This window comes from Paenibacillus cucumis (ex Kampfer et al. 2016), assembly GCF_019748695.1.
GTDB lineage: Bacteria > Bacillota > Bacilli > Paenibacillales > Paenibacillaceae > Paenibacillus > Paenibacillus polysaccharolyticus.
This window is the reverse complement of the sequence record NZ_JACLIC010000010.1, coordinates 213,479-239,370: the sequence shown is the minus strand read 5'-3', so window position 1 is coordinate 239,370 and position 25,892 is coordinate 213,479. Positions and strand designations below refer to the sequence as shown.

24 protein-coding genes and 1 other annotated feature are annotated in these 25,892 nt (G+C 47.3%); of the genes, 7 read left to right on the top strand and 17 right to left on the bottom strand.

Going from position 1 to position 25,892, the window contains the following annotated elements; translation table 11 throughout:
• Window positions 1-37: 37 nt before the first annotated feature.
• The 8 genes from H7T88_RS07450 to H7T88_RS07415 form a co-directional block, all read right to left on the bottom strand.
• Complete coding sequence (locus H7T88_RS07450) at window positions 38-241, bottom strand: helix-turn-helix domain-containing protein (protein WP_221787854.1); 204 nt, start codon at window positions 239-241, stop codon at window positions 38-40.
• Window positions 242-957: 716 nt separating this feature from the next.
• Window positions 958-2,589, bottom strand: coding sequence for a chaperonin GroEL (gene groL, locus H7T88_RS07445; RefSeq protein ID WP_090918203.1), 1,632 nt, complete (start codon window positions 2,587-2,589; stop codon window positions 958-960).
• Between the two features lie 74 nt (window positions 2,590-2,663).
• Complete coding sequence (gene groES, locus H7T88_RS07440) at window positions 2,664-2,945, bottom strand: co-chaperone GroES (RefSeq protein WP_090918205.1); 282 nt, start codon at window positions 2,943-2,945, stop codon at window positions 2,664-2,666.
• A 495-nt stretch (window positions 2,946-3,440) separates the two neighbouring features.
• On the bottom strand, window positions 3,441-4,223 hold the full coding sequence (gene tatC / locus H7T88_RS07435; protein ID WP_221787853.1) for a twin-arginine translocase subunit TatC: 783 nt from the start codon (window positions 4,221-4,223) through the stop codon (window positions 3,441-3,443).
• A 79-nt stretch (window positions 4,224-4,302) separates the two neighbouring features.
• Complete coding sequence (gene tatA / locus H7T88_RS07430; protein ID WP_221787852.1) at window positions 4,303-4,551, bottom strand: twin-arginine translocase TatA/TatE family subunit; 249 nt, start codon at window positions 4,549-4,551, stop codon at window positions 4,303-4,305.
• A gap of 148 nt (window positions 4,552-4,699) precedes the next feature.
• Window positions 4,700-5,185, bottom strand: a complete 486-nt coding sequence (locus H7T88_RS07425) for a MogA/MoaB family molybdenum cofactor biosynthesis protein (protein ID WP_017690080.1) — start codon at window positions 5,183-5,185, stop codon at window positions 4,700-4,702.
• 37 nt (window positions 5,186-5,222) lie between these two features.
• Window positions 5,223-5,726 carry a cyclic pyranopterin monophosphate synthase MoaC gene (gene moaC / locus H7T88_RS07420; RefSeq protein ID WP_312027587.1) on the bottom strand — a complete coding sequence of 168 codons (504 nt, stop codon included), beginning with the start codon at window positions 5,724-5,726 and terminating at the stop codon, window positions 5,223-5,225.
• A 15-nt stretch (window positions 5,727-5,741) separates the two neighbouring features.
• On the bottom strand, window positions 5,742-6,380 hold the full coding sequence (locus H7T88_RS07415; RefSeq protein WP_221787851.1) for a 5-formyltetrahydrofolate cyclo-ligase: 639 nt from the start codon (window positions 6,378-6,380) through the stop codon (window positions 5,742-5,744).
• A 278-nt stretch (window positions 6,381-6,658) separates the two neighbouring features.
• On the opposite strand from H7T88_RS07415, the gene H7T88_RS07410 reads away from it, so the two are divergent.
• Both H7T88_RS07410 and H7T88_RS07405 read left to right on the top strand, forming a co-directional pair.
• Window positions 6,659-8,623, top strand: coding sequence for an ABC-F family ATP-binding cassette domain-containing protein (locus H7T88_RS07410; protein WP_154958537.1), 1,965 nt, complete (start codon window positions 6,659-6,661; stop codon window positions 8,621-8,623).
• Between the two features lie 569 nt (window positions 8,624-9,192).
• Window positions 9,193-10,761 carry a DUF1963 domain-containing protein gene (locus H7T88_RS07405; RefSeq protein WP_221787850.1) on the top strand — a complete coding sequence of 523 codons (1,569 nt, stop codon included), beginning with the start codon at window positions 9,193-9,195 and terminating at the stop codon, window positions 10,759-10,761.
• A gap of 150 nt (window positions 10,762-10,911) precedes the next feature.
• Here the strand turns inward: H7T88_RS07405 and H7T88_RS07400 are convergent, their stop codons facing one another.
• From H7T88_RS07400 to H7T88_RS07370, 7 genes are all read right to left on the bottom strand, one after another.
• Window positions 10,912-12,471, bottom strand: a complete 1,560-nt coding sequence (locus H7T88_RS07400) for a 2-isopropylmalate synthase (RefSeq protein ID WP_221787848.1) — start codon at window positions 12,469-12,471, stop codon at window positions 10,912-10,914.
• A gap of 216 nt (window positions 12,472-12,687) precedes the next feature.
• Window positions 12,688-13,034, bottom strand: a binding site (T-box leader).
• Window positions 13,035-13,555: 521 nt separating this feature from the next.
• Window positions 13,556-14,614: a tRNA (adenosine(37)-N6)-threonylcarbamoyltransferase complex transferase subunit TsaD gene (gene tsaD / locus H7T88_RS07395; protein ID WP_221787847.1), complete on the bottom strand. Its 1,059-nt coding sequence runs from the start codon at window positions 14,612-14,614 to the stop codon at window positions 13,556-13,558.
• Window positions 14,611-15,132 carry a ribosomal protein S18-alanine N-acetyltransferase gene (gene rimI / locus H7T88_RS07390; RefSeq protein WP_090918224.1) on the bottom strand — a complete coding sequence of 174 codons (522 nt, stop codon included), beginning with the start codon at window positions 15,130-15,132 and terminating at the stop codon, window positions 14,611-14,613. The genes tsaD and rimI overlap by 4 nt, the downstream gene beginning before the upstream one ends.
• Window positions 15,133-15,149: 17 nt before the next feature.
• A complete protein-coding gene (gene tsaB / locus H7T88_RS07385) occupies window positions 15,150-16,079 on the bottom strand; it encodes a tRNA (adenosine(37)-N6)-threonylcarbamoyltransferase complex dimerization subunit type 1 TsaB (RefSeq protein WP_260510768.1) in 930 nt (309 codons plus the stop codon).
• A complete protein-coding gene (gene tsaE, locus H7T88_RS07380) occupies window positions 16,076-16,561 on the bottom strand; it encodes a tRNA (adenosine(37)-N6)-threonylcarbamoyltransferase complex ATPase subunit type 1 TsaE (RefSeq protein ID WP_154982736.1) in 486 nt (161 codons plus the stop codon). The genes tsaB and tsaE overlap by 4 nt, the downstream gene beginning before the upstream one ends.
• Window positions 16,562-16,812: 251 nt before the next feature.
• The gene (locus H7T88_RS07375) at window positions 16,813-16,989 is read right to left on the bottom strand and encodes an H-type small acid-soluble spore protein (protein WP_090918464.1); all 177 of its coding nucleotides are present in this window, start codon (window positions 16,987-16,989) and stop codon (window positions 16,813-16,815) included.
• A gap of 4 nt (window positions 16,990-16,993) precedes the next feature.
• Window positions 16,994-17,293 carry a hypothetical protein gene (locus tag H7T88_RS07370; protein ID WP_221787937.1) on the bottom strand — a complete coding sequence of 100 codons (300 nt, stop codon included), beginning with the start codon at window positions 17,291-17,293 and terminating at the stop codon, window positions 16,994-16,996.
• 176 nt (window positions 17,294-17,469) lie between these two features.
• On the opposite strand from H7T88_RS07370, the gene ku reads away from it, so the two are divergent.
• The 5 genes from ku (at window position 17,470) to ligD (ending at window position 22,929) form a co-directional block, all read left to right on the top strand.
• A complete protein-coding gene (ku, locus tag H7T88_RS07365) occupies window positions 17,470-18,384 on the top strand; it encodes a non-homologous end joining protein Ku (protein ID WP_154982735.1) in 915 nt (304 codons plus the stop codon).
• A gap of 414 nt (window positions 18,385-18,798) precedes the next feature.
• Window positions 18,799-19,668, top strand: a complete 870-nt coding sequence (locus tag H7T88_RS07360) for a VOC family protein (RefSeq protein ID WP_221787845.1) — start codon at window positions 18,799-18,801, stop codon at window positions 19,666-19,668.
• 234 nt (window positions 19,669-19,902) lie between these two features.
• Window positions 19,903-21,000, top strand: coding sequence for a GerAB/ArcD/ProY family transporter (locus tag H7T88_RS07355; protein WP_221787843.1), 1,098 nt, complete (start codon window positions 19,903-19,905; stop codon window positions 20,998-21,000).
• Window positions 21,001-21,064: 64 nt separating this feature from the next.
• Window positions 21,065-22,024: an ATP-dependent DNA ligase gene (locus tag H7T88_RS07350; protein WP_221787841.1), complete on the top strand. Its 960-nt coding sequence runs from the start codon at window positions 21,065-21,067 to the stop codon at window positions 22,022-22,024.
• A gap of 14 nt (window positions 22,025-22,038) precedes the next feature.
• Entirely contained in the window at window positions 22,039-22,929 is an 891-nt protein-coding gene (ligD, locus tag H7T88_RS07345) for a non-homologous end-joining DNA ligase (RefSeq protein ID WP_221787840.1), read from the top strand.
• Between the two features lie 66 nt (window positions 22,930-22,995).
• Here the strand turns inward: ligD and H7T88_RS07340 are convergent, their stop codons facing one another.
• On the bottom strand, window positions 22,996-23,907 hold the full coding sequence (locus H7T88_RS07340) for a YitT family protein (protein ID WP_154890835.1): 912 nt from the start codon (window positions 23,905-23,907) through the stop codon (window positions 22,996-22,998).
• 353 nt (window positions 23,908-24,260) lie between these two features.
• A complete protein-coding gene (cls, locus tag H7T88_RS07335; protein ID WP_221787839.1) occupies window positions 24,261-25,700 on the bottom strand; it encodes a cardiolipin synthase in 1,440 nt (479 codons plus the stop codon).
• Window positions 25,701-25,892: the final 192 nt, after the last annotated feature.

Here is a 25,892-nt window from a genome sequence, read left to right as displayed (position 1 = left end):
TAGCTCAGTCCCTTCATCCTATTTTTCTTAAAATCGCTTATTCCATTTCAAATTCCATAATGTCTCCAATGTTGCATTTGAGGCACTTGCAAATTTTATATAAGCTTTCTAGATTTACAGGTTGGCATTTTCCTAGGCGAGCTAATATGTTGTAAGTGATTTCAGACTGCTCCTTCAACACCGTTTTATTCATTTTCTTGTCAATCAAGAGCTTCCACAACTTATCATAACTTATAACCATACAAAGTCCTCCTTAGCTATATAAAAAGACAATTATATTATAGCACAGTATCAAACGAAAAGTGGAGGAAACCTTACAATAATGTGAGGTGAACTAAAATAAGCATCACCGTTCATTTTCCGTAGTCATATCCCCCTAATATTATCCTAATCCCCTACTAAATAAAAAATTCAACTATATAAAATAAAAAATCCTTTTCTTTAAACTTTTTCTCTGTACTGCATTGAATATTTATATGGCGGATTGTCAAGCCAAGTGCGACAGTTCCTCTGAAAACGATTCGTGAGCGGTTTGGTAGGATTAGATGGTCAGGATTATTTAGAAAAACTACAAGAATTAATCCGTGACTATTCGATAACAAACTCTACTAATACGCTTTCTCCTTACAATCAAGCCATCATCTCTATCTTAAGAGAGGGATATGATTTTGCGGAGCAATGTTTTAGAAGCTCCGTTCCAATAGATACTTAGAATTACTATTAAGATAGTATTTTAATAATTATGTCTTCGATTGGTCTAATTCAAGAATATTCTTTTGAGAACTATCTTTATCCAGTATCATCAAGTACGAGGGAAAATATTAAATAAGTTATTAATCATGTCGGTAATTAAACAAATATTAATTGGCTCCAGACAAAAAAACACTTCTCAATAGATATTGAGAAATGTTTTTTTTTACTTTTAATTTTGTTGCTTTAAAGGCTTTTATACCTTTATTACATCATGCCGCCCATTCCGCCCATGCCGCCCATGTCAGGAGCGCCAGCAGCGCCTGCAGGTTCTGGCTTGTCAGCGATAACCGCTTCAGTTGTCAGGAACATTGCTGCTACGGAAGCCGCGTTTTGCAGTGCATAACGTGTTACTTTCGCAGGGTCAACGATACCCGCTTCGATCATGTTAACCCACTCGCCAGTTGCAGCGTTGAAACCTACGCCAACTTGTTCTTTTTTCAGACGTTCCACGATGACGGAACCTTCTTCACCAGCGTTAGCCGCAATTGTGCGGATTGGCGCTTCCAGAGCTTTCAGTACGATGTTCACACCTGTTTGCTCGTCGCCGGACAATGCTACACCAGCAACAGCATGATATACGTTCAGAAGCGCAGTACCACCACCGGATACGATACCTTCTTCAACCGCAGCGCGAGTTGCGTTCAGAGCATCTTCGATACGCAGTTTGCGTTCTTTCAATTCAGTTTCAGTAGCCGCACCGACTTTGATTACTGCTACACCGCCGGACAATTTAGCCAGACGCTCTTGCAGTTTCTCTTTGTCGAACTCGGAAGTGGTTTCTTCCAATTGTGTACGAATTTGGCTAACACGAGCATCGATATCGGATTTGTTACCAGCACCGTCAACGATGATTGTGTTTTCTTTCGTAACACGGATTTGACGAGCTGTACCCAATTGTTCCACAACTGCGGATTTCAGGTCCAGACCCAGTTCTTCCGTAATTACTTGGCCACCAGTCAGGGCAGCGATATCTTGCAACATTGCTTTACGACGGTCACCGAATCCTGGAGCTTTAACCGCTACAGCATTGAATGTACCACGCAGTTTGTTCACAACCAGCATCGCCAGTGCTTCGCCTTCGATATCTTCAGCGATCAATACGAGCGGTTTGCCTTGTTGAACGATTTTCTCAAGCAATGGCAGGATGTCTTGCGTGCTGGAGATTTTTTTGTCTGTGATCAAGATGTACGGGTTGTCGAGAACTGCTTCCATTTTGTCCGTATCTGTGATCATGTATGGAGAGATGTATCCGCGGTCGAATTGCATACCTTCTACCACTTCAAGCTCCGTTGCGAATCCACGGGATTCTTCAACGGTGATTACGCCGTCTTTACCCACTTTTTCCATAGCTTCAGCGATCAGTTCGCCTACTTCTTCGTCAGCTGCAGAGATTGCCGCTACTTGTGCGATGGATTGTTTAGTCTCAACCGGTTTGGAGATGGATTGCAGTTCAGCAACCGCAGCTTTAACCGCTTTGTCGATCCCTTTACGGATACCGATTGGGCTAGCGCCTGCAGTTACGTTTTTCAAACCTTCTGTGATCAGGGCTTGAGCAAGTACTGTCGCAGTTGTTGTACCGTCACCGGCAACATCGTTTGTTTTCGTTGCAACTTCTTTAACCAGTTGTGCACCCATGTTCTCGAATGCATCTTCCAGTTCGATCTCTTTTGCAATCGTCACACCGTCATTTGTGATGAGCGGGCTTCCGAATTTTTTCTCCAGAACCACGTTACGGCCTTTTGGTCCGAGCGTTACTTTCACTGCGTTAGCCAATGCATCCACACCACGAAGCATGGAGCGACGAGCGTCTTCACTGAATTTAATGTCTTTAGCCATTTAAGAAAACCTCCCTAGTATATTGTGTAAAATGGTACTGCTATATGGTTCGGTTAACCGATTAAAATTTGAAATTAGTCGAGAATCGCGTGAATGTCGCTCTCTTTCATAATCAAATATTCTTTACCTTCGAATTTGATTTCTGTACCGGCATATTTGGAGAAAATAACGCGGTCTCCTTCTTTCACTTCCAGAGCTACACGTACGCCGTCTTTCAATGCACCCGCACCAACTGCAATGATTTTACCCTCTTGCGGTTTTTCTTTGGCGGAGTCCGGAAGTACGATCCCGAAAGAAGTCGTTTGTTCTTGCTCCAGTGGTTCTACCAATACGCGTTCACCTAAAGGTCTGATCATGAAAAATAGCCTCCTTTTAAAATTATATAGCCTTGCATTTGTAGGTTGCAGCCATATGTATTAGCACTCGACAGTGTTCAGTGCTAACAACCAACTTTATGATACTCAACTTGAAGCATGATTTCAAGTCTTTTTGATGAATTCTTGCGAGAATTTACGTTGAATTTACATCCATACAGCTTGACCACTTATATCCAATAAGCCAAATCACGCCTGGTACAGCTGGATGAATGTTACATTCATGCCTTCTATTTTACGAGATTCGTTGCCTTAGATGCAAACTTCACCCCGTATCCCCTTTTCCATTGTATCCATCGTCCCGTATAATATGCCTGCATGTCCAGATCTCTTCTCATCTTCCAATCGAACCAGAAGACCCGGATCAGAACAAATCGTCTTCTCCGGGTCTTCAGGCGAGTAGATTCATCCTCCACCCGCACCTCATTTTTGATGCAGGCAGCATTCTTACTCTAAATACATAAACTATAGAATTCTCTACCCTGTATGCTGGTTGTCCTCGGACCGCACATAACGAGCTTCAATCTCCTGATCGGCTGCAAGTTGCTTGCGATACACAATGGCGGATAGAAACACACTGATCTCATACAAGAGCAACAACGGAATCATGACAAGCAGATCAGATATTAAGTCTGGAGGTGTAATGACCACTGCAATAAAAATCAGCACGAAATAAGAAATTTTGCGCATTTTACGCAGACGAATCGGATTCAGAATGCGTAGCCCTGTCAGGAACATAATCAGCAGTGGCAACTCAAACAGCAGTGACACTGGCAATACAATGCCAAACAGGAAACTGAAGTACTGCTTCATACCATAAGTCTCGACAAGTCCCATTTTCTCCGTAATCGTGGTTGTGAACGCAAGCGCCATTGGAAAAACAACATAATACGAAAAAGCGACTCCCACCAGAAATAGTAGAAATACATAAGGCACATACTTCAGAGATGCCTTACGTTCTTGTGGCCGCAGACCAGGACTCACAAACTTCCAGAGCTGGTACACCGTAAAAGGCAACGTGATAATAATGGAAAAGAGCCCGGCAATCTTCATATAAATCCCGATACCGTCCCAGAACGAGAACGCATGCAGTACGAAGCCCTTGGCCGTCTCTGCCTTCGTCAAATACTGATAAACCGGGTCTGCCACGAAAAAACCTGCAATCAGTCCCAGAATAAAAATGCTCAATACATAGATCAGCCGCTTGCGCAGCTCACTCAGATGTTCGGTAAGCGTCATTTCTTCATTTTGCTGCGTCATGCCTGCCTCCCCTGGAATTCCAGCTTTAAAATACAAAACCCTTCCGGCAGGAAGGGATGTCTCTTTCGTTGCATGAGCCTTATTCCGGCAGGCGTTTATCCACAGGTTTCTCAGCAGCTGTTGTATCTGCTGCTACCGGTTTCGCTTTTTCCTGCTCTTTCCGGCTGGAAGCATCATCGTCCGAAATAATATCACGCGCGCCTTCCTTAAATTCACGGAACGTGCGTCCGACAGCCCGTCCCAATTCCGGCAGCTTGTTAGGCCCAAACAACAGCAATGCAACCACAACTAATAAAATAATACCAGTTGGCCCAATAGGTCCTAGCATACTTATTCCTCCTTGTTTCAAGCTTTCGAAATGCTCTACCGAAGTCATGTTCATCAGATGTCTTAACTGCATTTGGATTTATGCCCATCATACCACAGATGTAACCACTTACATAACCCGTAAATATGATAACTGTGCTTTATTTTCCTTATTGCTTAAATTGGCCCGTTACCATCAGGAGCGCTTCCGGAAGCTGATCCATAATGGCTGCCAAGTGTTCGTGAACACCCTTCGGCGTGCCGGGCAGATTCACGATCAGCGTACGTCCGCGAATTCCGCAGACACCGCGGAACAACATCGCTGAGCGATTTTTGCTCATTACACTATATCTCATCGCCTCCGCCATGCCGGGAACTTCACGTTCAATCACCCGTCTGGTCGCTTCAGGCGTAATATCCCGAATAGCCAGCTCTGTACCGCCTGTTGTTAATACGAGATCCGCGTGAAAATAATCGGTCATCTCGATTAAGGCTGCAATAATCTCATCCGGTTCGTCAGGAACGATCCGATACTCCACGATCTGACCACCCAGTTCTTCCTCTACAAGTTCCCGTATCACCTGCGCACTTGTATCCTCACGTTCTCCACGGGCCCCTTTGTCACTGGCTGTCAGGATTGCTGTTCTCCACACCATAAAGATCACCCTTCTCCTCTATGAAAATAAATATCCGTTATCGTCTGAAATCACCGTTTTTACCGCCGCTCTTGGACTGCAGCATCGTTGGGCCGATGATCATATCTTTTTGCATCGCTTTACACATGTCATAGACCGTAAGTGCCGCAGCCGAGGCAGCCGTCAGCGCCTCCATCTCAACACCTGTTTTGCCTTCTGTCTTGACGGTTGCTTCGATATGGAGTTCGTCCACGCCGTTATCATGAAAACGAATATCCACCCCATTCAGTGCAAGCGGATGACACATCGGAATCCAATCAGACGTTTTTTTCGCCCCTTGGATACCAGCAATCTGAGCAACCGCGAGCACATCGCCTTTTCCAATACGGCCTTGGCGAATGGCTTCCAGTGTCTCCGGGTTCATCGTGACTTTCGTTACAGCAACAGCGGTACGTACCGTTACATCCTTACCCGAAATATCCACCATCCGGGCTCGTCCCTGTTCATTAAAATGAGTCAGCTTCCCACTGGAAGATTGACCTTGGTTTACTTCTGAGTTCAATCACATCACAACCCTTTATTCGATATGTAATATACCTTCGGGTGTTATCAACAGATCCAGCCGCAGATCTAGCGGGTCCATCGGAATGTCCGGCTCCAACTGGCCTGGTAATACCAAAGCAGCCATGAGAGGTCCTTTACCTTGCTTAGCACAATGGTTCTCAAGACTCGCTGCAAACCGGTCGTAATAGCCGCCACCGTATCCGATCCGTCCTCCTCGAAGGTCGTAACCCAGTCCCGGTACCAGCACCAGATCCAAAGCCGGCCAATCTTCGGGCTGCAACACTTCACAAGTCGCCTTAGGTTCAGGTATGCCCCAAACGCCTGGTTCAATATCCTCCTGGCTCGTCACTCGCCGCAGTTCCATTCGTGGCGGATCAGCGAGCACTTTGGGCGCTAGCAACACATCCCCTTGTTTCCAACCCTCTTCAAAAAGAAAATCGGTGGAAGCCTCACTGCCATAAGACAGGTAGCTGAAAATAACCAGCGTCTCACGCTTTTGCCTGTTCTTGTTTAGCCGCAGACGATCCAGTTCACGCTTCAGTCCGTCATTCATTCGCATGCTAGCTTGCTGACGCATCTGCTCGTCCAAACGATCGCGTAGCTGTCTAAGCCGGGAGCGAAGCTGCTTCTTCTGTTCCGCATGATCCTGCATAATGCTGACGAACCTCCTGTTGATGTGGAAGGTAAAAAATAAATTCAAGCCATTGCACTTATATGTTAAGACAAGATGTCATCTGGATGATCAGGTTCAAATGATTCATTTTCTGCAAAATCGTCATGGTATAACATGCCTTCTTTCAGTTTATCACTGATTGACCAAAAAGACTACAAGCCGGAGCCGTTCCCAACCGGTGCATTTGCTCTGTATTTCATGTAAACTGAGAAGTAAGTGTCTATTTCAGAACTCGACCTATGGAGGAACTTAATTCTATGTTGCTGCAAGTATCCGGAATTATTAAACGTTTTGGTGTCGATCCAATCCTGGACGGCGTGAACTTACAAATATTAGAACGTGAGCGCATCGGACTGGTTGGCGTTAACGGTGCAGGAAAATCCACTTTACTCAAAATCATCGCTGGAGAAATGTCCCATGACGGCGGACAAATCTTCAAATCCAAAGAAACAACGCTTGGTTACCTCGCGCAGAATAGCGGCCTGCAGTCTAACCGCAGTATCTGGGAAGAAATGATGCATGTCTTCGCTCATCTGACCCAGACCGAAGCTGAACTGAGACAGATGGAGCATGATATTGCCGATCCCGCACGAATGGAAGATGAAAAGCAATACGCTGATCTGCTGGAACGCTATGCAAGACGCTCGGACTGGTTCAAGGATCATGGCGGTTACGAGATGGAAACGCGCATTCGCAGCGTACTGCATGGTATGGGTTTTGGTGAATTCTCCCCAGACACCCCCATCAGCACACTCAGCGGCGGTCAGAAGACCAGACTCGCATTAGCCCGCATTCTGTTGCAAGCTCCCGATCTGCTTATGCTGGACGAGCCTACCAACTATCTGGATATCGCAACTTTGACATGGCTCGAAGATTATTTGAGAGGATACTCTGGCGCACTGTTAGTTGTATCCCATGACCGGTACTTCCTCGACAGACTTGTAACGACAATCGTTGAAATCGAACGTCATCGCTCCAAAAAATATACGGGTAATTACAGTCGCTATATGGAGCTGAAGGCAGCCGAGTATGAGATTCAGATGAAACAATACGAGAAACAACAGGATGAAATCTCCAAGATGGAGGACTTTGTGCAAAAGAACATCGTACGCGCTTCAACGACGAAGCGTGCCCAAAGTCGTCGCAAAGCACTGGAGAAAATGGATCGTCTGGATAAACCACTTGGCGATCTCAAAAAAGCCCATTTTTCATTTGAGACCGCTGTTATGTCTGGCAAGGAAGTCCTGCGTGTCGATCAGTTATCCGTTGCATACGATGAGGGGTCACCTCTGTTCCGCAATGTGTCCTTCGAGTTACGACGTGGTGAAACCGTGGCCCTGATTGGGCCTAACGGGATCGGAAAATCAACGATGCTGAAATGTCTTACCGGCAGTCTTCGTCCTGTGCAGGGTGATATTCAGTGGGGCACCAAAGTACAGATCGGTTATTATGACCAGGAGCAGACTGGACTGAATCCGTCCAACACGGTGCTCGAAGAACTGTGGAGTGCTTATCCAGGCATGGAAGAAGCGCGCATTCGGACCGTACTGGGTAACTTTTTGTTCAGCGGTGACGATGTGCTCAAAAAAATATCCTCGCTCAGCGGTGGAGAGAAGGCTCGTGTGTCTCTGTCCAAGCTCATGCTGAAGGAAGCCAATGTGCTTATTCTCGATGAGCCGACAAACCATCTCGACCTCTTCGCCAAAGAAGTGCTGGAAGCCGCCTTAATGGATTACGAAGGAACGCTGCTCTTCATATCACATGACCGATACTTCCTGAACAAAATGGCAGAACGGATCGTTGAGCTTCATCCGGGCGGCACTGAGCAATACCTCGGTAACTATGACGATTACGTGGAGAAAAAGCAGGAATTGGAGGACATTGCACGTGAGGCCGCCGAGGCTCGCCAGGCCGCTTCCAAATCCGCTTCTTCCGCAACAGCAAGTGCCGGTTCAGCAGCAACTGAAAAATCCGGTGCCGCTTCCTTCGAGGCGGATAAACAAGCCAAACGCGAAGAACGAAACAGACAGCGCAGACAGGAAGCTCTGGAGCAACAGATTGCCGAATTGGAGTCCGAAATCACTTCGCTCGAAGAACAGATGACTTTGCCAGAAGTGTATCAGGATTATATGAAATTACAGGAACTACAGCAGTCATCGGAGGAGCACAAAAGTCTTCTTGCAAAAGCTTATGAAGAGTGGGAAAGCCTAGCGATGGGCTAAGCTGTGATTCCGCGTGATGATTCTGTCTGTGATTCCGGTAAGGCTCCGTGTTACGAAAGTAACGTGGAGCCTCTTGTATTGTGTAGGAATCCAGCGATTTAGAAGACGCGGGACTCGCTGATAAAATAACTTCAACACTCTCAGCTTGGTAGAGATCAAAAATCATATTTTCACATTTGTCAAATATCCATGGATTACATAAAATAAATTTCGGAAGGCATCCCCTTTTATTATCCACAACAATGAGTAACATTTCACAACCCTTTTCATGTAATCAAACGTTGGTAGAATAAGCTTTGTATAAAAAAACCATATTTATCCACCGTTTTATCCACATTATCCACAGCAATGTTGGTAACTCAGATGCATTCTATCCCCTGAGAACCTCATGTTTCGAAAACACATATTGCAGTACTTCACCTTAGTTACCCACAAATTATACTGGATATGTGGATAACTATAGTCACACCTTGACAGATTTGATTATTGCTATATGGTTTTTCGTTTATTCCATTCTTTCATATTTTAAATGGGCAAGCGAGCCTCTGAAAGCCCAGGAAAGGACTCTCATGCAAACAACCATTACTCCCGAATTCACTATCCATGTTCAAGCCCCCTTCTCTTCGGTTCAAGTGATCGGTTCTATTGTCATTGCCCGTTGTGTCCCGGTCACAATGCTCTCCTCCTCCATGAGTATCTGGATATCCGAAGCAGATGACACAGAGGAGCCAGAAACACCGTCTGCACATTTATCCCGCATCATTGATGGATACGGAGATATCATGGATCGCCATGAGCTTCTGATTGCGGGTCTAGCTGGAGAGTATGTGAAGCAAAGGGATCGACTTGTTGATAAAGATGATGGAATCGATGTCTCTTGGTATCGTTTACGCACCATGTTTTACTTGGAGGGCAAAGGCACTATTCTTTCTGCTACAGCCATGTGTTCGGAGGGGGAGCTTGAAGTCATCGAAAAGGCATTTATTCAGACCCTTGCTTCAATACAGTTTCATTCCAGTTTTAAAAGTCTGCAGCCCGTCTCAGAGCAGAGTACGGAATCCAGTGTACCCAATGATGATCCTTGGGAACAGCTTCTTCACACAGCTATGGAAAGTATGGAGCAGATTGATCAAATGGAGCCTTCAAGTGATGTTCGCGAAGAGATATCTCCATTAAAGAAACTGGAGAATGCACAGCATATTCATGTCGAGGAACTTTTTCAGCATGCTTTGACCCAAACAGGCTTGCAAAAACATTCCGATGAGTTACGGGCTATTGCTCAATCTGCCTTTACGCTGATCGAAGCGGGTTCTGCTCCGGCGGAGTTATGCGCAATCACACGAATTGGCGGAGGGCCTGATTTGCCAGAAGGTGTGGCTTGGCCGCGTAATGAGGATGGACTACACTACAACTTTCTCGCGCAGATCAATCTGTCTGATTTACCCGAATCCATCGAATATTTGCCTTCAAGCGGCTGTTTAACCTTTATGTCAGATACTGATTTACGCGGTGGCAAAGTATTGTATTGGCCTGAAAGTAGCCACTATATTCATCATCCGCTACCAGAGGATGCAGAAGATCTGGCGAACTCTGTCATGCAGATGCTGATATGGAGCAGTGAGCATAACCGGCTCGTGGTCAGTCAAGACCAACTGCATCATCTTAAAGCGCATACCGTTGCGGATGGAACTCTGTCTTTTGAACGTTTCGGGCAACCTGTACTTGCTCTGGCTTCTGAATATGAGATCAGCCTCGAGCCACAGACCATGCGAATACTCCCGCTTCTGACTCTTCCTGATTCAAGCTCTGCATATTCCAGCATAGGGTTGTTAGATCCTTTTCCCGTGATTTCAACCTTTCGGGAATGTATGCATATTGGTCATGGACCGCAGCACCAACTACTGGGTCATCATCGTTCGACTGCTCCAGCTACTGCGCGTGCTGTATCACATGCCCAGCAGCAGGGCTGGCAGGAATTGACCTGTCATGAAGATTGGTTTGTTCTGCTTGCGCTCCAGTCCGGCGGCAAGGCAGGCTTCCAATTCGATGATTATGGTGAATTCATCTATTTAGCTAACGTTAAGGATACCTGTCACGGAAACTTCTCACGAGTCTTTACCTACCTTGAGCTTGAATAATATACCTCTCATAAGCTTTGATGAATACATTCCACAAGCTAGAGCGATATACATGTAAGCAGAAAAAGGGTTCCATTCCGCCCAAACCATGGCGGAAGTAACCCTTTTTAGCTTCTTTTTGCTAAATCATATTCATATCTCTAAGGCACCTTAATGTACAGACACCTCTTCACTATCCACAACAGTTTCCGCTTTAAGTCCAGCTGCATTACATGCCGCAACGTAAGCCAAACCTGCAGCCATGACAATATCATGATGTGTTGCCGTCCCCCTGAACTCTCGTCCGGCACGTTCTACCGTGATCACGGCTTCCGCGCTGGCTCCTTCTCCCCCACTCAAGGCATGCATCTCCATATCAACAAACGTAATGTCATCTGAGATACACTGCCCGATAGCCTGGATCGTCGCATCTACAGGACCTTTGCCTACGGCAGAGTAGGACTGTTCCCCTGCACTCGTACGAATACGGACCGCAGCCATGCGGTCTGTCATGCTACCTGCCGTCACTTGCAGCTCAACCAATTCATAGTCCTGTGCCGGAATATTCATCGTTTGGCTTACCATTTGCAACAACTGGTCATCACTTACCACTTTTTGTTGATCTGCGGTAACTTTGAACACTTCGTACAGTTGTTCCATCTGCTGTTCATCCGGTTCAAATCCGTATTTGCGCACCCGATCCTTCAGAGCATGACGACCCGAGTGTTTCCCCAAAATAATCATACTGCGCGGAATGCCCAGTGCTTCCGGGTCCATAATCTCATACGTATTGCGGTTTTTCAGCAAACCGTCCTGATGGATGCCCGACTCATGCTGGAATGCGTTACGTCCAACAACCGGTTTGTTGTAAGCAATCGGGAAATGCATGGCTCTGCTAATCTGGCGAGATGTCTCATATAGCTGATTCAGCTTGATGTTGGTCGTTGCTCCGATCACGTCTCCGCGTGTTTCCAGCGCCATAATCAGTTCCTCTAACGCACAATTTCCTGTCCGTTCCCCAATCCCGTTAATCGTCACTTCAATCTGGGAAGCACCATTCGCAATGGCAGCCAGACTGTTTGCCACGGCAAGGCCCAGATCGTTATGGCAGTGGGCACTATAGCGAACTTTATCGCCGCCCCGCGCCCCTTCACGTACGCGTCGGAACATCTCTCCATACTCATGCGGCAGCGCATAACCAACCGTATCCGGCAGATTAATGATACTCGCCCCTGCCTCAATGGCCACTTCAATCATTTCAATCAGATCATCCATCTTGGTACGCGCAGCGTCCATCGCTGTGAACTCCACGGTATCCGTAAACTGACGTGCATAGGAGACCATCTCCCGGGCCGTTGCCACCACTTCACTGCGTGGACGGCGTAGCTGATGCTCAATATGAATATCAGATGAGGATATAAACAGGTGGATTCGTCGCCGGGCCGCATCTGCTGTAGCCTTCACCGCAGCATCGATATCGCCTTTGACTGCACGTGCAAATCCGCAGATTTCCACCTGCTGCAATTGTCTCGAGATCGCCTGAACCGCCTCAAACTCCCCTGGGCTGGAGATGGGGAATCCAGGCTCAATGACGTCAATGCCAAGCGCTGCCAGCTGGTGAGCCAGCTCTATTTTTTGCTCAGGATGCAGGCTAGCTCCGGGTGCTTGCTCTCCATCTCGCAGCGTTGTATCAAAAATGTCAATCTTGCGTTTGTTCGGATTGGTTGTCATATTCATTAACCTCCATTAATTTTGGGATATCGGTTTCGTATATGTTTGGTTTGTGAAAAGTTATGTTCAATGTGATGTGTGATGGTTCAAAGTGTACGTCGACTTACACCCTGAACAACTGTTGTTCCAGATTTCCTGATCAGACTTGCATCCATATGGTTGTTCCCTTTCGCCCACCCTGCTGCCGGCAGCAAAACAAATAACCCGCCATCTCATCAAAGAGACGGCGGGTTATTCTCCCCTCCGCGGTACCACTCTCGCTTGATGGCTCAGCCTGCACTGACACCATCCACCTCGTGTTCTCCAAAAAGTTCATTAGACTTCATCCTAACTACGGCGAAACCGTAACATTTCAGAGAAACACCCTGTAACGGGGGTTAACCGTTGCTAAGTACACATGAGTTGACACCGTCTCGTTTAGTGACGAGCAAGCTCTGCCTCTTCTCATGTTTCCAAAGCTCTGTTCCCGGGCGAGATTCAAACGATTCCAGCCACTGCGTCGCACCACCCCGCAGCTCTCTGAGCGCCTTTGCCGTTCTACTGCTCCCGTTCATTACGTTTGTTGATATGATATTTATTGTTCATATTGATCAAAAAATAAAAATCAAAAAAGCCTGCCTTCTCCTGCATAATGCAAGAGACGACAGGCTGTTCACCTTCGCGGTACCACTCTTGTTGACCTCAAGCCTGTTCGAATAACAGCTTGAAAGTCCCCTTAGTATTGTGCATCGATCTCTACACTTCGTATTAGCGTAACAGAAGTAGTCTCCGTTTCGTTCTAATATGCTTCGACCCGAGCACAATGGCCCATTCACGGAGGCAACCCGTAACGATATACTGTCGGCTGGCTTCAGCCTTCGGCCTGTTTCGTGCTAGCCGTGTTCCATCGTTCCGCTTCCAGGTGAGTTTCAGGTTTCCTTCGGCTACGTTCCACCATCCCGCAGCTCTCTAATGACCCGGAGTGACCTTACTGTTCCTGTTCGTCGCGTTTTTCAGTTCAGGAGATAATTCCTGTTTAAATTTGTAACTAATATACATTCTTCACAAACCGCTGTCAACCATTCATTTCAAAAAAGAGAGAATTTTACGCCTCGGTCTGAACCGACCAGGCTTCCAGAGAAAGTCCCGGGTCCGCCTTCGCGTCAAAATTAGTCCCCTCGCCGCGAATCCATTTCAGATGTGCTGCCGCGCCGATCATGGCTGCATTATCCGTACAATATTCCATTGGCGGGATGACGAGTTCAAGTCCTTCCTTCGCACAGCGTTCCTGCAGAGCAGTTCGCAAACCGCGATTGGCAGCAACCCCACCGCACAGAAGTAACTGACGTGAGCCATATTCACGAACAGCACGTACCGCTTTTTCCACCAGCACTTCAACGACAGCTTCTTGAAAACCCCGTGCCACCGCAGACGGTTCCAGTGTTTCACCACGCATCTTAGCCTGATTCAGTGCGTTGAGTACAGCCGATTTCAAGCCACTTAGACTGAAATCATAGGACCCTGCTTCAAGCCACACTCGTGGCAAAGGAACAACATCTTCAGCTTCAGATGCCATACGGTCTACATGCGGCCCTCCCGGATATGGACAGCCGAGCGCACGAGCGACTTTGTCATATGCTTCACCGACAGCATCGTCCCGTGTGCGTCCAATCAACTTGAACTTGCCCTCGGACTCCAGATGTACAAGCTCTGTATGTCCCCCGGATACGACAAGTGCCATCGCTGGATATTGCAACTCACGCACAAGGCGATTGGCATAAATATGACCAGCAATATGATGGGTGCCGATCAGCGGTTTACCCAGAGCCATCGCAAGTGTCTTCGCTGCTACGATACCCACCAGCAGTGCGCCGACCAATCCAGGTCCCTGCGTAACCGCAATCGCGCTCAGATCACGCGGACGAATGCCAGACTGCTCAATCGCTTGCTCCAGCATTAGCGTAATAACTTCAACGTGTTTGCGTGAAGCCACCTCGGGCACAACTCCGCCAAACGCTTTATGTGTCTCGATCTGACTAGAGATGAGATTGGACAGCACTTCACGTCCATCTTTGACCACAGCTACCGATGTTTCATCACAGCTTGTCTCTACCGCCAAAATATAGGATGGAGTTCCGCCTTGATTATCTATATGATCATTCATGAATCCATTACGCTTCCTTCCTCTTCGCCGCTCCGGCCTGCAGGCGGAAGTACCGCCCACATGATCATTGCATCCTCTCCGTTATCAGAGTAATACCCTTTGCGCAGACCTGCCGATTCAAACCCTTTTTTCTGATACAAATTCTGAGCCACGACATTCGACACCCGAACTTCCAGTGTCATTCGCTCCATGCCGAGGTAGGCCGCTGTCTTCATTAACTCGTCCAGCAATTTCTCGCCCAGTTTGCGGCCCTGGTAGGCTTTTCTCACCGCTATATTGGTAATATGCGCTTCGTCCATAATCGTCCACATTCCCGCATATCCAATAGCAGTCCCGTCCAGCTCCATGACCATATATTTAGCAAAATGATTATGCTTCAATTCATTGTGAAATGCCTCTTCCGTCCAAGGGAGGGTAAATGCTTCATGCTCAATCTCCATCACGTCAGGAATATCTGCCACGGTCATGAGTCTGAACTGAAACATGGTCTCCTGTCCTTCATTCGCTACGTTGTCCATCCGCTCTCCCTCTCCCTTCAGCCTTTGCGCAGCAGGTTGGCTTCGGCTTCGGACAGCTGGGTGTAGTTCGGCACCAGGGCATGTACGTCATCGCGCTGACCTGCAAGCAACGCTTCGGCGCCGAGGCGCCCAATCCAGCGGCCTTCCAGCTCATACGGTACGAGCTGGAGAGCCGTTCCTGCGGGGCAGCGAAGCTCTGCCGCTGCCGCCGCATGTTGGCCCGTCTCGCCGACGATCCAGACGGCAGCGGGCCGCTCTTCCGGCGCCGCCTCCGCCAAGCGGGCGGCGAGCTCTTCCAGCCATCCGTTCACTTGACGGATGGCATCCGGCGCCAGCCGGCGGGGTGTATCGCCGCCGGCTGAGGCGAACAGCGCGGTATAGGCTTGACCGCGCCGCGCATCCACGAGCGGAACGATCCAGTGGACAGGGGCGGCACTCGTGCCGCCCTGGTCCGCGGATGGCGTTCCGCCAGCCCCGGCTGCGGCATCATCTGCCGCAGCTTGCGCCTTGGCGGCGAGGCCGCTGTGCCAGCCGCCCCAGGCGAGGGCCTGCAGGCTGGACACCCCGGCAACGGGGATGTCCCACGCCCAGGCCAGCGTCTTTGCCGCGGTCACCGCAATGCGGATGCCCGTGTACGAGCCCGGTCCAATGCCGACGGCAATCCCGTCCAGTTGGCCTGGCTTCGTGCCGCTGGCAGCGAGCAACTGCTCCATTACAGGCACGACGTGCACCGAGTGATTACGCTCTGCTCGCTCATTGCGCTCTTCCAGTAGCGACCGCTCCTCCATCACCGCTGCAGCCATCACCGCGGTAGATGTATCCAACACCAAAAACCGCTGACGCGGCTTTTTTTGCTCCTCAATCGTCCCATCATTCCTTAATGCTTCTAACGTTTCTTCTTTCCCTAAACCTTCGTTCGTCCCTTCATTTCCAAAACCTTGTATCATCCTATAACTCCATTCTGTCTGAACTGTCGACATAGCGCGGCATATCCCTCACCATACCCATCCAGCGTTATCGTTCGATCTTCCAGACCTGTCGTCTCAATCTGCACATGAAGATGCTCTTCGGGTAACAACTCAGGAATGATGCTGGACCATTCCACCAGACTGACTCCCGCACCATAAAAATATTCTTCAAGACCCAGCTCATCCGCTTCTTCCAACGATATGCGATACACATCCATGTGATATAGCGGCAATCGACCCTCGTATTCCTTGATCAGCGTGAAAGTTGGACTGCTTACAACATCTCTCACGCCCAAATGCCAGGCAAACTTCTGAGAAAAAGCGGTTTTACCCGCACCCAAATCGCCGTCCAGTGCAATAACCATGCCAGCCTGTGCCTGTGCTGCAAGTGCAGCCGCAAGCGTTTCTGTATCTGCAATGCTGTGGGAGTGATACACCCACTGCTCGTGCGTCTGATTCAATATACGCCCCACCTTTGACGGTCTTCCGTCTGAGTTCACTTTGAACCTTATTATATCGGTCCCTTTCCTTGCCCGCAACATCGAAGGAACATGCTGGAAAGGTTAGACTTTATAACCATCTCTTTGCGTAATCACAGAAAGGATCTGAACCTAAAAAAACCGATACCTCCCGGTATCGGCCGCACTTTCATTGAATTCCAGAATGACAATAACCTCTAGTTTCCGCTGTACTTGTCACATTTTTATGACTGCTACTCTTCCAGACGATCCACTCGCACCGTTTGGGTGTTCCCTGGTCTGCTGCCCACCTGTACCGTTGCCATGCCGTTTGCCTCATCCACATTTTCAATCCAGACAGGCTCGCCTTCAAGCGTCACCGCGATTGTATCTTTGGAATTATAAATAGCTTTAGCCCGTTTTGCATCCATCATACTATTCGTAGTCTCCTTCCGGGTCATCATTGTGATCCTCTCGCACAATCGTATCTGTCGTACTATCCCCAATATAACCATTATCCTCTGTAACCTGACCGCCGCCCAAACCCTCATTCACCATACGATCGATATCCAGCATAAAGGATTCCCGATCGAGCGGCAGTTTCTCTGAAGTTACCGCTTCCCAATTGACATCTGCTGCCGGCGTATAAAACTCTTCTGCACTCTCGGCATCCTCCAGAGGGTAGGGGGTAAACGTGTGCTTGTGCGCCTCTTCCTCATCTCGCCTGTTCTTCATCTGGCACCTCCCCATCATGTTTCTGTTATCATCCCCGACTCTTGCTGAACCATACAAAATGCTGAAGACCCTCATCTAGATATCCCTAACCACCATACAATCAAGGGTTTACGACTATCCCTTACAACAGCTGCCCATACTATTAATAAATAAGAAATTTGAAAGGAGTCGCCTTTATGCATACGGTCTGGAAAGGTGCAATCAGTTTTGGTCTCGTGCATGTCCCTGTCAAAATGTTCTCGGCTACGGAGGACAAAGATATCTCCATGCGTTACATTCATAACGTTTGCGGAAGTCCGCTCGCTTATGTACGCCAGTGCCCCTCCTGTGAGGTCGAAGTCAAATGGGAAGAGATCACCAAAGGCTATGAATATGAAAAGGGCAAATTTGTTCTTTTCGAAAAAGAAGAACTTGAGGCCTTAAACGAGTCCAGTAGCAAAACCATTACCATTCTGGATTTTGTGGATTTGACTGAGATTGACCCGATCTATTTTCAAAAAACCTATTATCTCTCTCCTGATCAGGCTGGCGGTAATGCCTATCAGCTTCTCATGAACGCCATGCGGGATACGGGAAAAATAGGCATTGCTAAAATCTCCATTCGCTCCAAAAGTAGTCTCGCCGCCATCCGCGTTCTGGAAGACTGCTTGTCGATGGAAACTATTTTTTACCCGGATGAGATCCGTCCCGTGTCTCAGGTTCCTAACCTTCCTGAAGTTCAAAATGTAAACGAAAAAGAACTCACGATGGCCAAACTGCTAATCGACCAACTTTCAACTCCGTTTGAACCTGGTAAATATACAGATGATTATCGGGCAAAGTTGCTTGACCTCATTCAACACAAGGTTGCTGGGGAGGAAATCAAGATTGCTCCAGCCAAACCGGAAGCTAATGTGATGGATCTTATGGCTGCACTTCAAGCAAGTATTGAAGCAGTAAAGCCCATTCCTTCAGACCCTGGAACAACCACGGCTAAACCTAAAAAACGCGCTCCGCGCAAAACAACCGCCCAGGCTGTTGCTGGAGGAGAAACCGATGCTACACCTGCAACTCCGAAACGCAAAAAATCCCCCGCTAAACCCAAAGCTTAAGCGTGCTGTTGGAGTAGGAGGGTTGGGAACCCCACTTGTATCTAACGGACCGGACGTAATTGGGTCACCATGATCCCAAGACTACCCTATCGGTTCGTTAGCAAGTGGTGGATCATTTATCTGTTACCACCCTCGACTCGCCACGATGACCATCCCCAATTAAACAAACATCTCAGACACTTTTGATGAAACAATATCGACTAAGTTATTGACTAAACAAAGTAAATATTTTATATTAACTTATGAAAAGTAACTTATTTATATTTATAAAGTGATGAGCTTCATTTTCAAAAAATAACATGTTTCAAGGCTCACTTTTACATCGATATGCACTTCGTTCCAATATTTTAATATTCACACATTATAATTTGCGATTTGTTCACGATGAGAAGTCATTATAAGGAGGAAATAACCATGAGTACGACTTATCAAATCCCAGCCACAACCCATCTAGGTGAAGTCAGTCTCAAAATTAGCAATCTAGATCGATCCATTCAGTTTTATACGGACGTTGTTGGCCTTAAACTACTGACACGCCAAGATCATATTGCCACAATGACAGCGGACGGAAAGAACGTCCTTCTTCGCCTTGAAGAAGTGAGCAACAGCATCACTTTGCCCGAGCGCTCCCATGCCGGACTGTACCACTTTGCCATTCTGCTACCTGACCGCAAGTCGCTTGGACTTGCCGTTCGTAATCTTGTCGCATCCGGAATCGATATTGGTCAGGGAGATCACCTGGTGAGTGAAGCCTTTTATATCTCTGATCCCGATTTGAACGGGATTGAAATCTATGCCGACCGCCCTCGTGATACTTGGAAACGGGATACTGACAATAATTACGTCATGGCAAGCGATCCAGTGGATGTGCAAAGCTTGTTTGATCTGTCGGCAAGTGAAACTTGGGATGGCTTGCCAGCTGGCACCGTTATCGGTCATGTTCACTTTCACGTTCGCAGTCTGGAGGAAGCCCGCAGCTTCTACTCCGGTATTCTCGGATTTGATGTTGTAGGCAACTTCGCCAATATGTCAGCACTGTTTGTGTCTGCCGGAGGCTACCATCACCATCTGGGACTGAATATTTGGGCCGGAGTTAACGCTCCAATCAATCCTGCCAATGCTACGGGAATCAACTATTTCACCATTGTGTATGCCCATAACCATGAAGTTGAGCAGGCCGTTGAACGTCTGCGCGAGTCTGGCGTTGAAGTACGTCCCGATGGTGATGCATGGTATGCAGCAGACCCGCAAAACATCGGAATCCGCCTGATTGCAGAGGCCTAAAGCTCAATTCGTGTGACTTTGAACACAAACTGTTACCATCCATTCACTCTGCCGATTTCATTCTGCATTCCTTCTCTTGATCAAACTTGTTACTGCAAAAAAAGCCTGACCTCGTTCCTCCAAAGCTTCCTTAGGAGGTAAAGGGTCGGGCTTTTTTATACTTCTGATAAAACCGTAAATATTGGTACATCCTAACTCAGACTTAAACATTGTCAGACGAAGGAGATTTATTGAATGATTGAAAAGGGACGTTTGACCGTCAGGCAACTTGCTTCGCTGATGTTCCTTTGCACAATCGGTGAGCAGATCCTCTTTTTCCCCTCGATGATCACATCTTATGCCCAGCAGGATGCCTGGATCTCTTCATTGCTTGGCGTAGGAGGCGGAATAGGTGTGCTTCTGATCATGCTCGCTGTATATCGCTTGGATCCGCGTCTGAATTTAATTGAACATGTACTCCGGGTGCTGGGGCCTTGGGTGGGTGCTGTGATCAGCGCATTCTATATTTTTTATTTTCTGATTGGTGCATCGACGTTTATCCGTGAAATGGGAGACTTTATGACGACGAACATTCTGAGAAATTCGCCATTATGGGTGTTGCACCTGACATTCATCTGCGCCCTGACTTGGGGATTGCGATCGGGACTCCCTAACATGGGAAGGACTGCCGAAATCCTGTTGCCTATCGTTGTCCTGTTCTTGATTATTCTCACCCTATGCCTACTCCCCAAGGCAGAGCTCGACAATATAAAACCCATTCTTGGTCGGGGATTCCTTGATCCGTTCAAAGGCTTTATCGCTGTACTTACATATCCGTACTGTGAATTATGTATTTTCATGATGTTATTGCCTTACACAGAGCAACGCCCTCATCTGAAAAGAGATTTTTTGCTCATGGGTATGATCGGCGGATTAATGTTAACGCTAACCATAAGTATGTGTCTGCTTATTATGGGACCATTCATGACACAGCATTACTGGTTTACTTCATTTAATCTGTCCCGTCTGATTAACATCGGTAACTTTTTAGAACGCATTGAGGCTATTATGGCTTCCGTCTGGGTTATCGCTGTATTTTTCAAAAGCGTGCTCTTCTTCTACAGCTTTGTGCTTGGGCTCGCTCATCTGTTTTGCTTGTCCAGCTATCGGAATCTCATTTTCCCAGCGGCATTTCTTATTTTAACATGTTCCATCCTGATCGCTCCGAATGAAACCTTCTATCTGAAAGTGATCATTCCCTACTGGATTGACTGGGATTTAACCTGTGGCATTTTTCTGCCGCTGCTGTTGATCCTGATTCATCATTTGAAACATAAGTTGCAAAAACATTAATGCCCTCCACGCATTTGATTTAACCCTCATACGTGGCTGGCTTAAGGAAGGAAAGGAGTAACACATGATCAAACCTGTTAGTCCGTTTGAACCTGTATCCCGAGACACTTTACCCACAGGCTCCCAGTGGATTGCCCAGATCAAGTGGGATGGTGTACGCATGCTCGCCTATGAGAACGGGCAAGAGTTACGGCTGGTCAATCGCAGGTTACACGACCGGACGACCCAGTATCCAGAACTAGTGGGACCGCGCAATCTATGCGAGGGCAACTCTTACATTTTGGACGGTGAGATCATTGCTCTCGATCCGGATACGGGACGTCCTTCCTTTTATCACGTACTTCGCCGGGATCGCATGAGCAAGCCGGATAACATTGCTCAAGCCAAACAGCAGATACCGATAACTTATATGGTTTTTGACATTCTATATTACGATGGAAATTGGGTCACAGATCTGACGCTATCTGCCCGTCAGCAGCTGCTTCACCAAGTGCTACATACCAGCACTCATGTTCAGGAAGTAACCAACTCAACGGATGCATCTACTTTGCTAAGCGTTATGAGGCAACATCAGATGGAAGGCATCGTCTGTAAGGATCTCACCAGCACCTACGGGATCGGTAGCAAGGACTCACGCTGGCAGAAGGTAAAGATCATGCATGATCTGTACGCCATGATCGGGGGCGTTACGTATCGCGATGGAATCGTTAACGCCGTTGCGGTCGGCGTATTTGACGGACCTCATTTTATCTATATTGGTCATGTAGGAACAGGGAAGTTGAACATTAATCGCTGGCGGGAACTCACTTCACAGGTGCAACCACTTATCATAAAGGATAGGCCGTTCCATAACATTCCTGAGCGTAGCGCAGAGACAACTTGGGTACAACCCGAGATTGGACTTAAGGTGCAGTATATGGAACTGACGCATCATCGCACACTGAGACATCCTAGCATCCAAACCTTTGCAGAAGTAACACGGGAGGACTGCCTGGCGAGCCAGTTACAACATGAATTCCAGTAAAAGGAGGTGCAGTGGTGCCATACAAAGTCAAAGGCTCCATCAAGATTGAGGGTGTAGAACTCACGGTTACGAATCCAGACAAGCTGTTATGGCCAGAAGCAGGGATTACCAAAGCCATCTATTTGCAAAAGTTGGCCGCACTGGCTCCTTATCTGCTAACCTACACTCACAACCGTTTACTGACAACCATTCGCTACCCTCATGGCGCTGGTGACACGTTCTTTTATCAGAAAAATGCACCGGAGCCTGTGCCTGATTTCGTTCAAACACAGGATCATGAAGGTATACGGTATATTGTCATGAACGGGCTACCTGAACTTCTCTGGTTAGGAAATCTGGCCGCACTTGAATTCCATCCTTCGCTTCATGCGATTAACAGTACGCTACCCTGTGAATGGATGATTGATCTCGACCCTTCGATGGAGCACGAGCCGCGGATCATGCAGGCCGCCTTGATTGTAGGTGAAACATTGTCCTCCCTCGGGTTGCAATCGGTTCCCAAAACCTCTGGCGCCACAGGTGTTCAAATTATTGTACCAATTACTCCGGGTGTAACATTTGATGAGTTACGGGATATTGGTCATTTTGTAGGTAAATATGTCACGCAAAAACATCCTGATTTGTTTACGCTGGAACGGCTCAAAAAAGATCGGGGTGATCGAATTTACTTTGATTATCTCCAGCATTATGGCGGCAAAACATTAGCTGCTCCCTATACCCCTCGCGCAAAGCCACGGGGAACCGTCTCCACTCCCCTGACTTGGGATGAAGTGCGCCGTGATGTCTCTATTCAGGATTATCACCTTATGAATATTATTGAACGCCTGACAACCGTTGGCGACCTGATTGCAGCAGTACCACCGCAACCTATCGAACTGATTCTGAAACATCTCAAGAAAAAATAGCCGATATCCTGAATCACAGGATATCGGCTATTGGTATAGTAGAGTCATATCGAGCAGAAAGCTTCGCTAATGGATGCCTTTTTTCTTGAAACGTCCGCCCTTCACATCGTGAATGTTACCGATAGCTACAAAGGCCTGCGGGTCCCAGTCCTCAACAATGGACTTCAGCTTGGCTTCTTCCAGACGAGTGATGACAACAAAAATGATCTTTTTCTCATCCCCGCTGAATCCGCCTTCTCCGTCCAAATACGTTACACCACGTCCGAGACGATCTGTCAACGCGGAACCGATATCACGATACTTCTCACTGATGATCCAGACCGACTTGGACTGATCCAGCCCTTCATTCACGATATCAATCATCTTCATGGCAATGTAATAGGCAATCATCGAGTACAGAGCGTTCGGCCAGCCGAATACAAATCCAGCACCCGCGAAAATAAATACGTTAATAATCAATACGATCTGTCCCACAGACAGCGGTGATTTCTCACTAAACAAAATAGCAACGATCTCTGTACCGTCCAGTGAACCACCTGAACGAATGACGAGACCAACTCCCACACCCAGGATCAATCCGCCGAATACAGCACCCAGAAGTGGTTCACCGGGTGTTAGTGCCGGAACTTCATGCAATAGAGACGTGCCGATAGACATCACGACGATCCCCAGCAAAGTAGATAACGCAAAGGTCTTACCAATCTGCTTGTAACCAAGGATTAGAAAAGGCATATTGAGCAAAGTCAGAAATATCCCCAGCGGCAGATGTGTAAGCTCTGAAACCATAATCGAGATCCCCGTGATACCGCCGTCGATGACGCCGTTTGGCACGAGGAATACTTCAAGCGATACAGCCATGAGCACAGCACCGATCAGGATCATTACAATACGTTGCAGAAATTTCAGCGTAAACACCGAGCTTTTGACGCCGCGGTCGGCTTGCTTGGCCGTTAATTCTTTCACCGTTACATTGGACATGGTATCCCCCCCGTAAAATCAGAATGTGAATCCATTTTATATATCCATTAAATCACTCCACGGGGAAGCTGCATGTAGAAAACGAGCCAAACTGTATTCTTCATGTACTTTAACCCACCATCAAAACGGGCATCTAAAGGCGATATAAAATAGATTCAAGATGTACTGCTTGCCGGATCACACTTCCAAAAGAGAGCAAAAGGGAGCCTGTTTCCCCAGACTCCCCTCCTTCATCACGACATGATTTATGTAACTATTATATCATAAAAGATCAAATTGGAGCAAAAGACTTAGCAAAAAGAAGATAAATTCAAAAAAAGTGAATTTATCTTCAGAAATCTGCCTTAAATCGGCTAAAGAAGCGGAGAAAGCATGCGAGAAAGCATTTCAGCCCCTTTTTGCAGACGTGAGCGATGTTGGAAAGCGAAAGTATCTATTTGGCTACATTCCTCTAGGTCACGTTCAAAATCATGCATCAGACGATGAATGGCAGAGCTTTCAAACAATACAGCCGTCAATTCAAAATTATAAAAGAAACTGCGCATATCCATGTTGGCCGTCCCTACTGTCGCCAGTAATTCATCGACAATCATCACTTTGGCATGTACAAAACCTTTGCGGTATTGATAAAATTTCACACCGGCACGTAGCAACTCTTCAACATAAGAAAGAGATGCCAGATGCACTAACCGTGAATCGGACTGATACGGAATAATAATTCGCACATCCACTCCACTGACCGCAGCGGTCTTGAGAGCCTCGTAAAGAGCTGGATCAGGAATGAAATACGGTGTTGTAATATATATCCGTTCACAGGCTACTGAAATCGCGCCAAAACACATCTCCTGAATGGCGTCCCAATCTTGATCAGGTCCACTACCTAAAATCTGAATTCGTTCTCCGCCGCTGCAAATATGAGGTGGAAACAACTCTCCGAGCTGCGGCTCCATAATCCGTTTTCCCGAGGCCAGCTTCCAGTCGTTAAGAAACGTGCTTTGCAGGAAATAGACGGCATCTCCTTCAATCTGCACATGGGTATCTCTCCAAAATCCAACCTCCGGGTATTGACCCAGATAGTCATCTCCGACGTTAATACCGCCAACAAAACCAACCTTCCCGTCCACAACTACAATTTTACGGTGGTTTCGGTAATTAACTCTGCGATCAATCGTCGCAATGAGCGGTGGCAGGAAAAAATGAAACTCAACACCTGCATCCTGAAGCTTGCGGATAAAACTCCAGCTCAGTTTATGACTGCCAAGCCCGTCACAGATGAACCTGACTTTCACTCCCTCCTGCGCTTTACGGATCATGACCTGTTGAAAGCGAGTACCGATCACATCATCTCTGAAAATATAGAACTCGACATGTAGATGATGCTTCGCCTTCTCCATCTCTCTAAGCATAGCGGCAAATGCCTCTTCCCCATTGGTAAGCACTTTACTCCGGTTACATCCCGTAATCGGGCTCTCGGACAAGTGGGATAACAGGTTGAATAAACGTTGCTGGTGGTTATACCTATCCCCTGGCATTTGGGCAATCTCTTCTATAATGTGCGCCTGTTTCCAGATCGTTTCCCGCATTTCTCTGAAGATGCGGGACCCGCCCTTTCGCAGCTTTTTGCGTTTACTGTAGTCCTGAGCCACGAAATAATACACAACGAATCCGATTAAGGGCACACAAAATAAGATGAACAGCCAAGCCACTGCTTTGGCTGGATTGCGGAACTCCAGCACGAGAATCGTAGCCGCTTGAAAAATAAAAACAAGTAAAATAATGACCAGCCAGAACATGTGGCCTCCCCCTTAGTACATACGCTATAATATTTTAATTGTCTGTTTTGTAATATTCCGTAATCTGGATCTCCATCCTTTTCTTCGGTCTCATTCTAAACAGCTTTGACGATATTGTTCCCAGCTAATCATAGATACCCAATGTAGACCTCATTCGTAACGAATACTTAGATAAAACTTTACATAACCTAA

Coding starts and splice junctions, on each gene's coding strand:
- H7T88_RS07450 (WP_221787854.1), bottom strand. CDS start 241: ATGGTTATAAGTTATGATAAGTTGTGGAAGCTCTTGATTGACAAGAAA.
- groL (WP_090918203.1), bottom strand. CDS start 2,589: ATGGCTAAAGACATTAAATTCAGTGAAGACGCTCGTCGCTCCATGCTT.
- groES (WP_090918205.1), bottom strand. CDS start 2,945: ATGATCAGACCTTTAGGTGAACGCGTATTGGTAGAACCACTGGAGCAA.
- tatC (WP_221787853.1), bottom strand. CDS start 4,223: ATGACGCAGCAAAATGAAGAAATGACGCTTACCGAACATCTGAGTGAG.
- tatA (WP_221787852.1), bottom strand. CDS start 4,551: ATGCTAGGACCTATTGGGCCAACTGGTATTATTTTATTAGTTGTGGTT.
- H7T88_RS07425 (WP_017690080.1), bottom strand. CDS start 5,185: ATGGTGTGGAGAACAGCAATCCTGACAGCCAGTGACAAAGGGGCCCGT.
- H7T88_RS07415 (WP_221787851.1), bottom strand. CDS start 6,380: ATGCAGGATCATGCGGAACAGAAGAAGCAGCTTCGCTCCCGGCTTAGA.
- H7T88_RS07410 (WP_154958537.1), top strand. CDS start 6,659: ATGTTGCTGCAAGTATCCGGAATTATTAAACGTTTTGGTGTCGATCCA.
- H7T88_RS07405 (WP_221787850.1), top strand. CDS start 9,193: ATGCAAACAACCATTACTCCCGAATTCACTATCCATGTTCAAGCCCCC.
- H7T88_RS07400 (WP_221787848.1), bottom strand. CDS start 12,471: ATGACAACCAATCCGAACAAACGCAAGATTGACATTTTTGATACAACG.
- tsaD (WP_221787847.1), bottom strand. CDS start 14,614: ATGAATGATCATATAGATAATCAAGGCGGAACTCCATCCTATATTTTG.
- rimI (WP_090918224.1), bottom strand. CDS start 15,132: ATGGACAACGTAGCGAATGAAGGACAGGAGACCATGTTTCAGTTCAGA.
- tsaB (WP_260510768.1), bottom strand. CDS start 16,079: ATGATACAAGGTTTTGGAAATGAAGGGACGAACGAAGGTTTAGGGAAA.
- H7T88_RS07375 (WP_090918464.1), bottom strand. CDS start 16,989: ATGGATGCAAAACGGGCTAAAGCTATTTATAATTCCAAAGATACAATC.
- H7T88_RS07370 (WP_221787937.1), bottom strand. CDS start 17,293: ATGAAGAACAGGCGAGATGAGGAAGAGGCGCACAAGCACACGTTTACC.
- ku (WP_154982735.1), top strand. CDS start 17,470: ATGCATACGGTCTGGAAAGGTGCAATCAGTTTTGGTCTCGTGCATGTC.
- H7T88_RS07360 (WP_221787845.1), top strand. CDS start 18,799: ATGAGTACGACTTATCAAATCCCAGCCACAACCCATCTAGGTGAAGTC.
- H7T88_RS07355 (WP_221787843.1), top strand. CDS start 19,903: ATGATTGAAAAGGGACGTTTGACCGTCAGGCAACTTGCTTCGCTGATG.
- H7T88_RS07350 (WP_221787841.1), top strand. CDS start 21,065: ATGATCAAACCTGTTAGTCCGTTTGAACCTGTATCCCGAGACACTTTA.
- H7T88_RS07340 (WP_154890835.1), bottom strand. CDS start 23,907: ATGTCCAATGTAACGGTGAAAGAATTAACGGCCAAGCAAGCCGACCGC.
- cls (WP_221787839.1), bottom strand. CDS start 25,700: ATGTTCTGGCTGGTCATTATTTTACTTGTTTTTATTTTTCAAGCGGCT.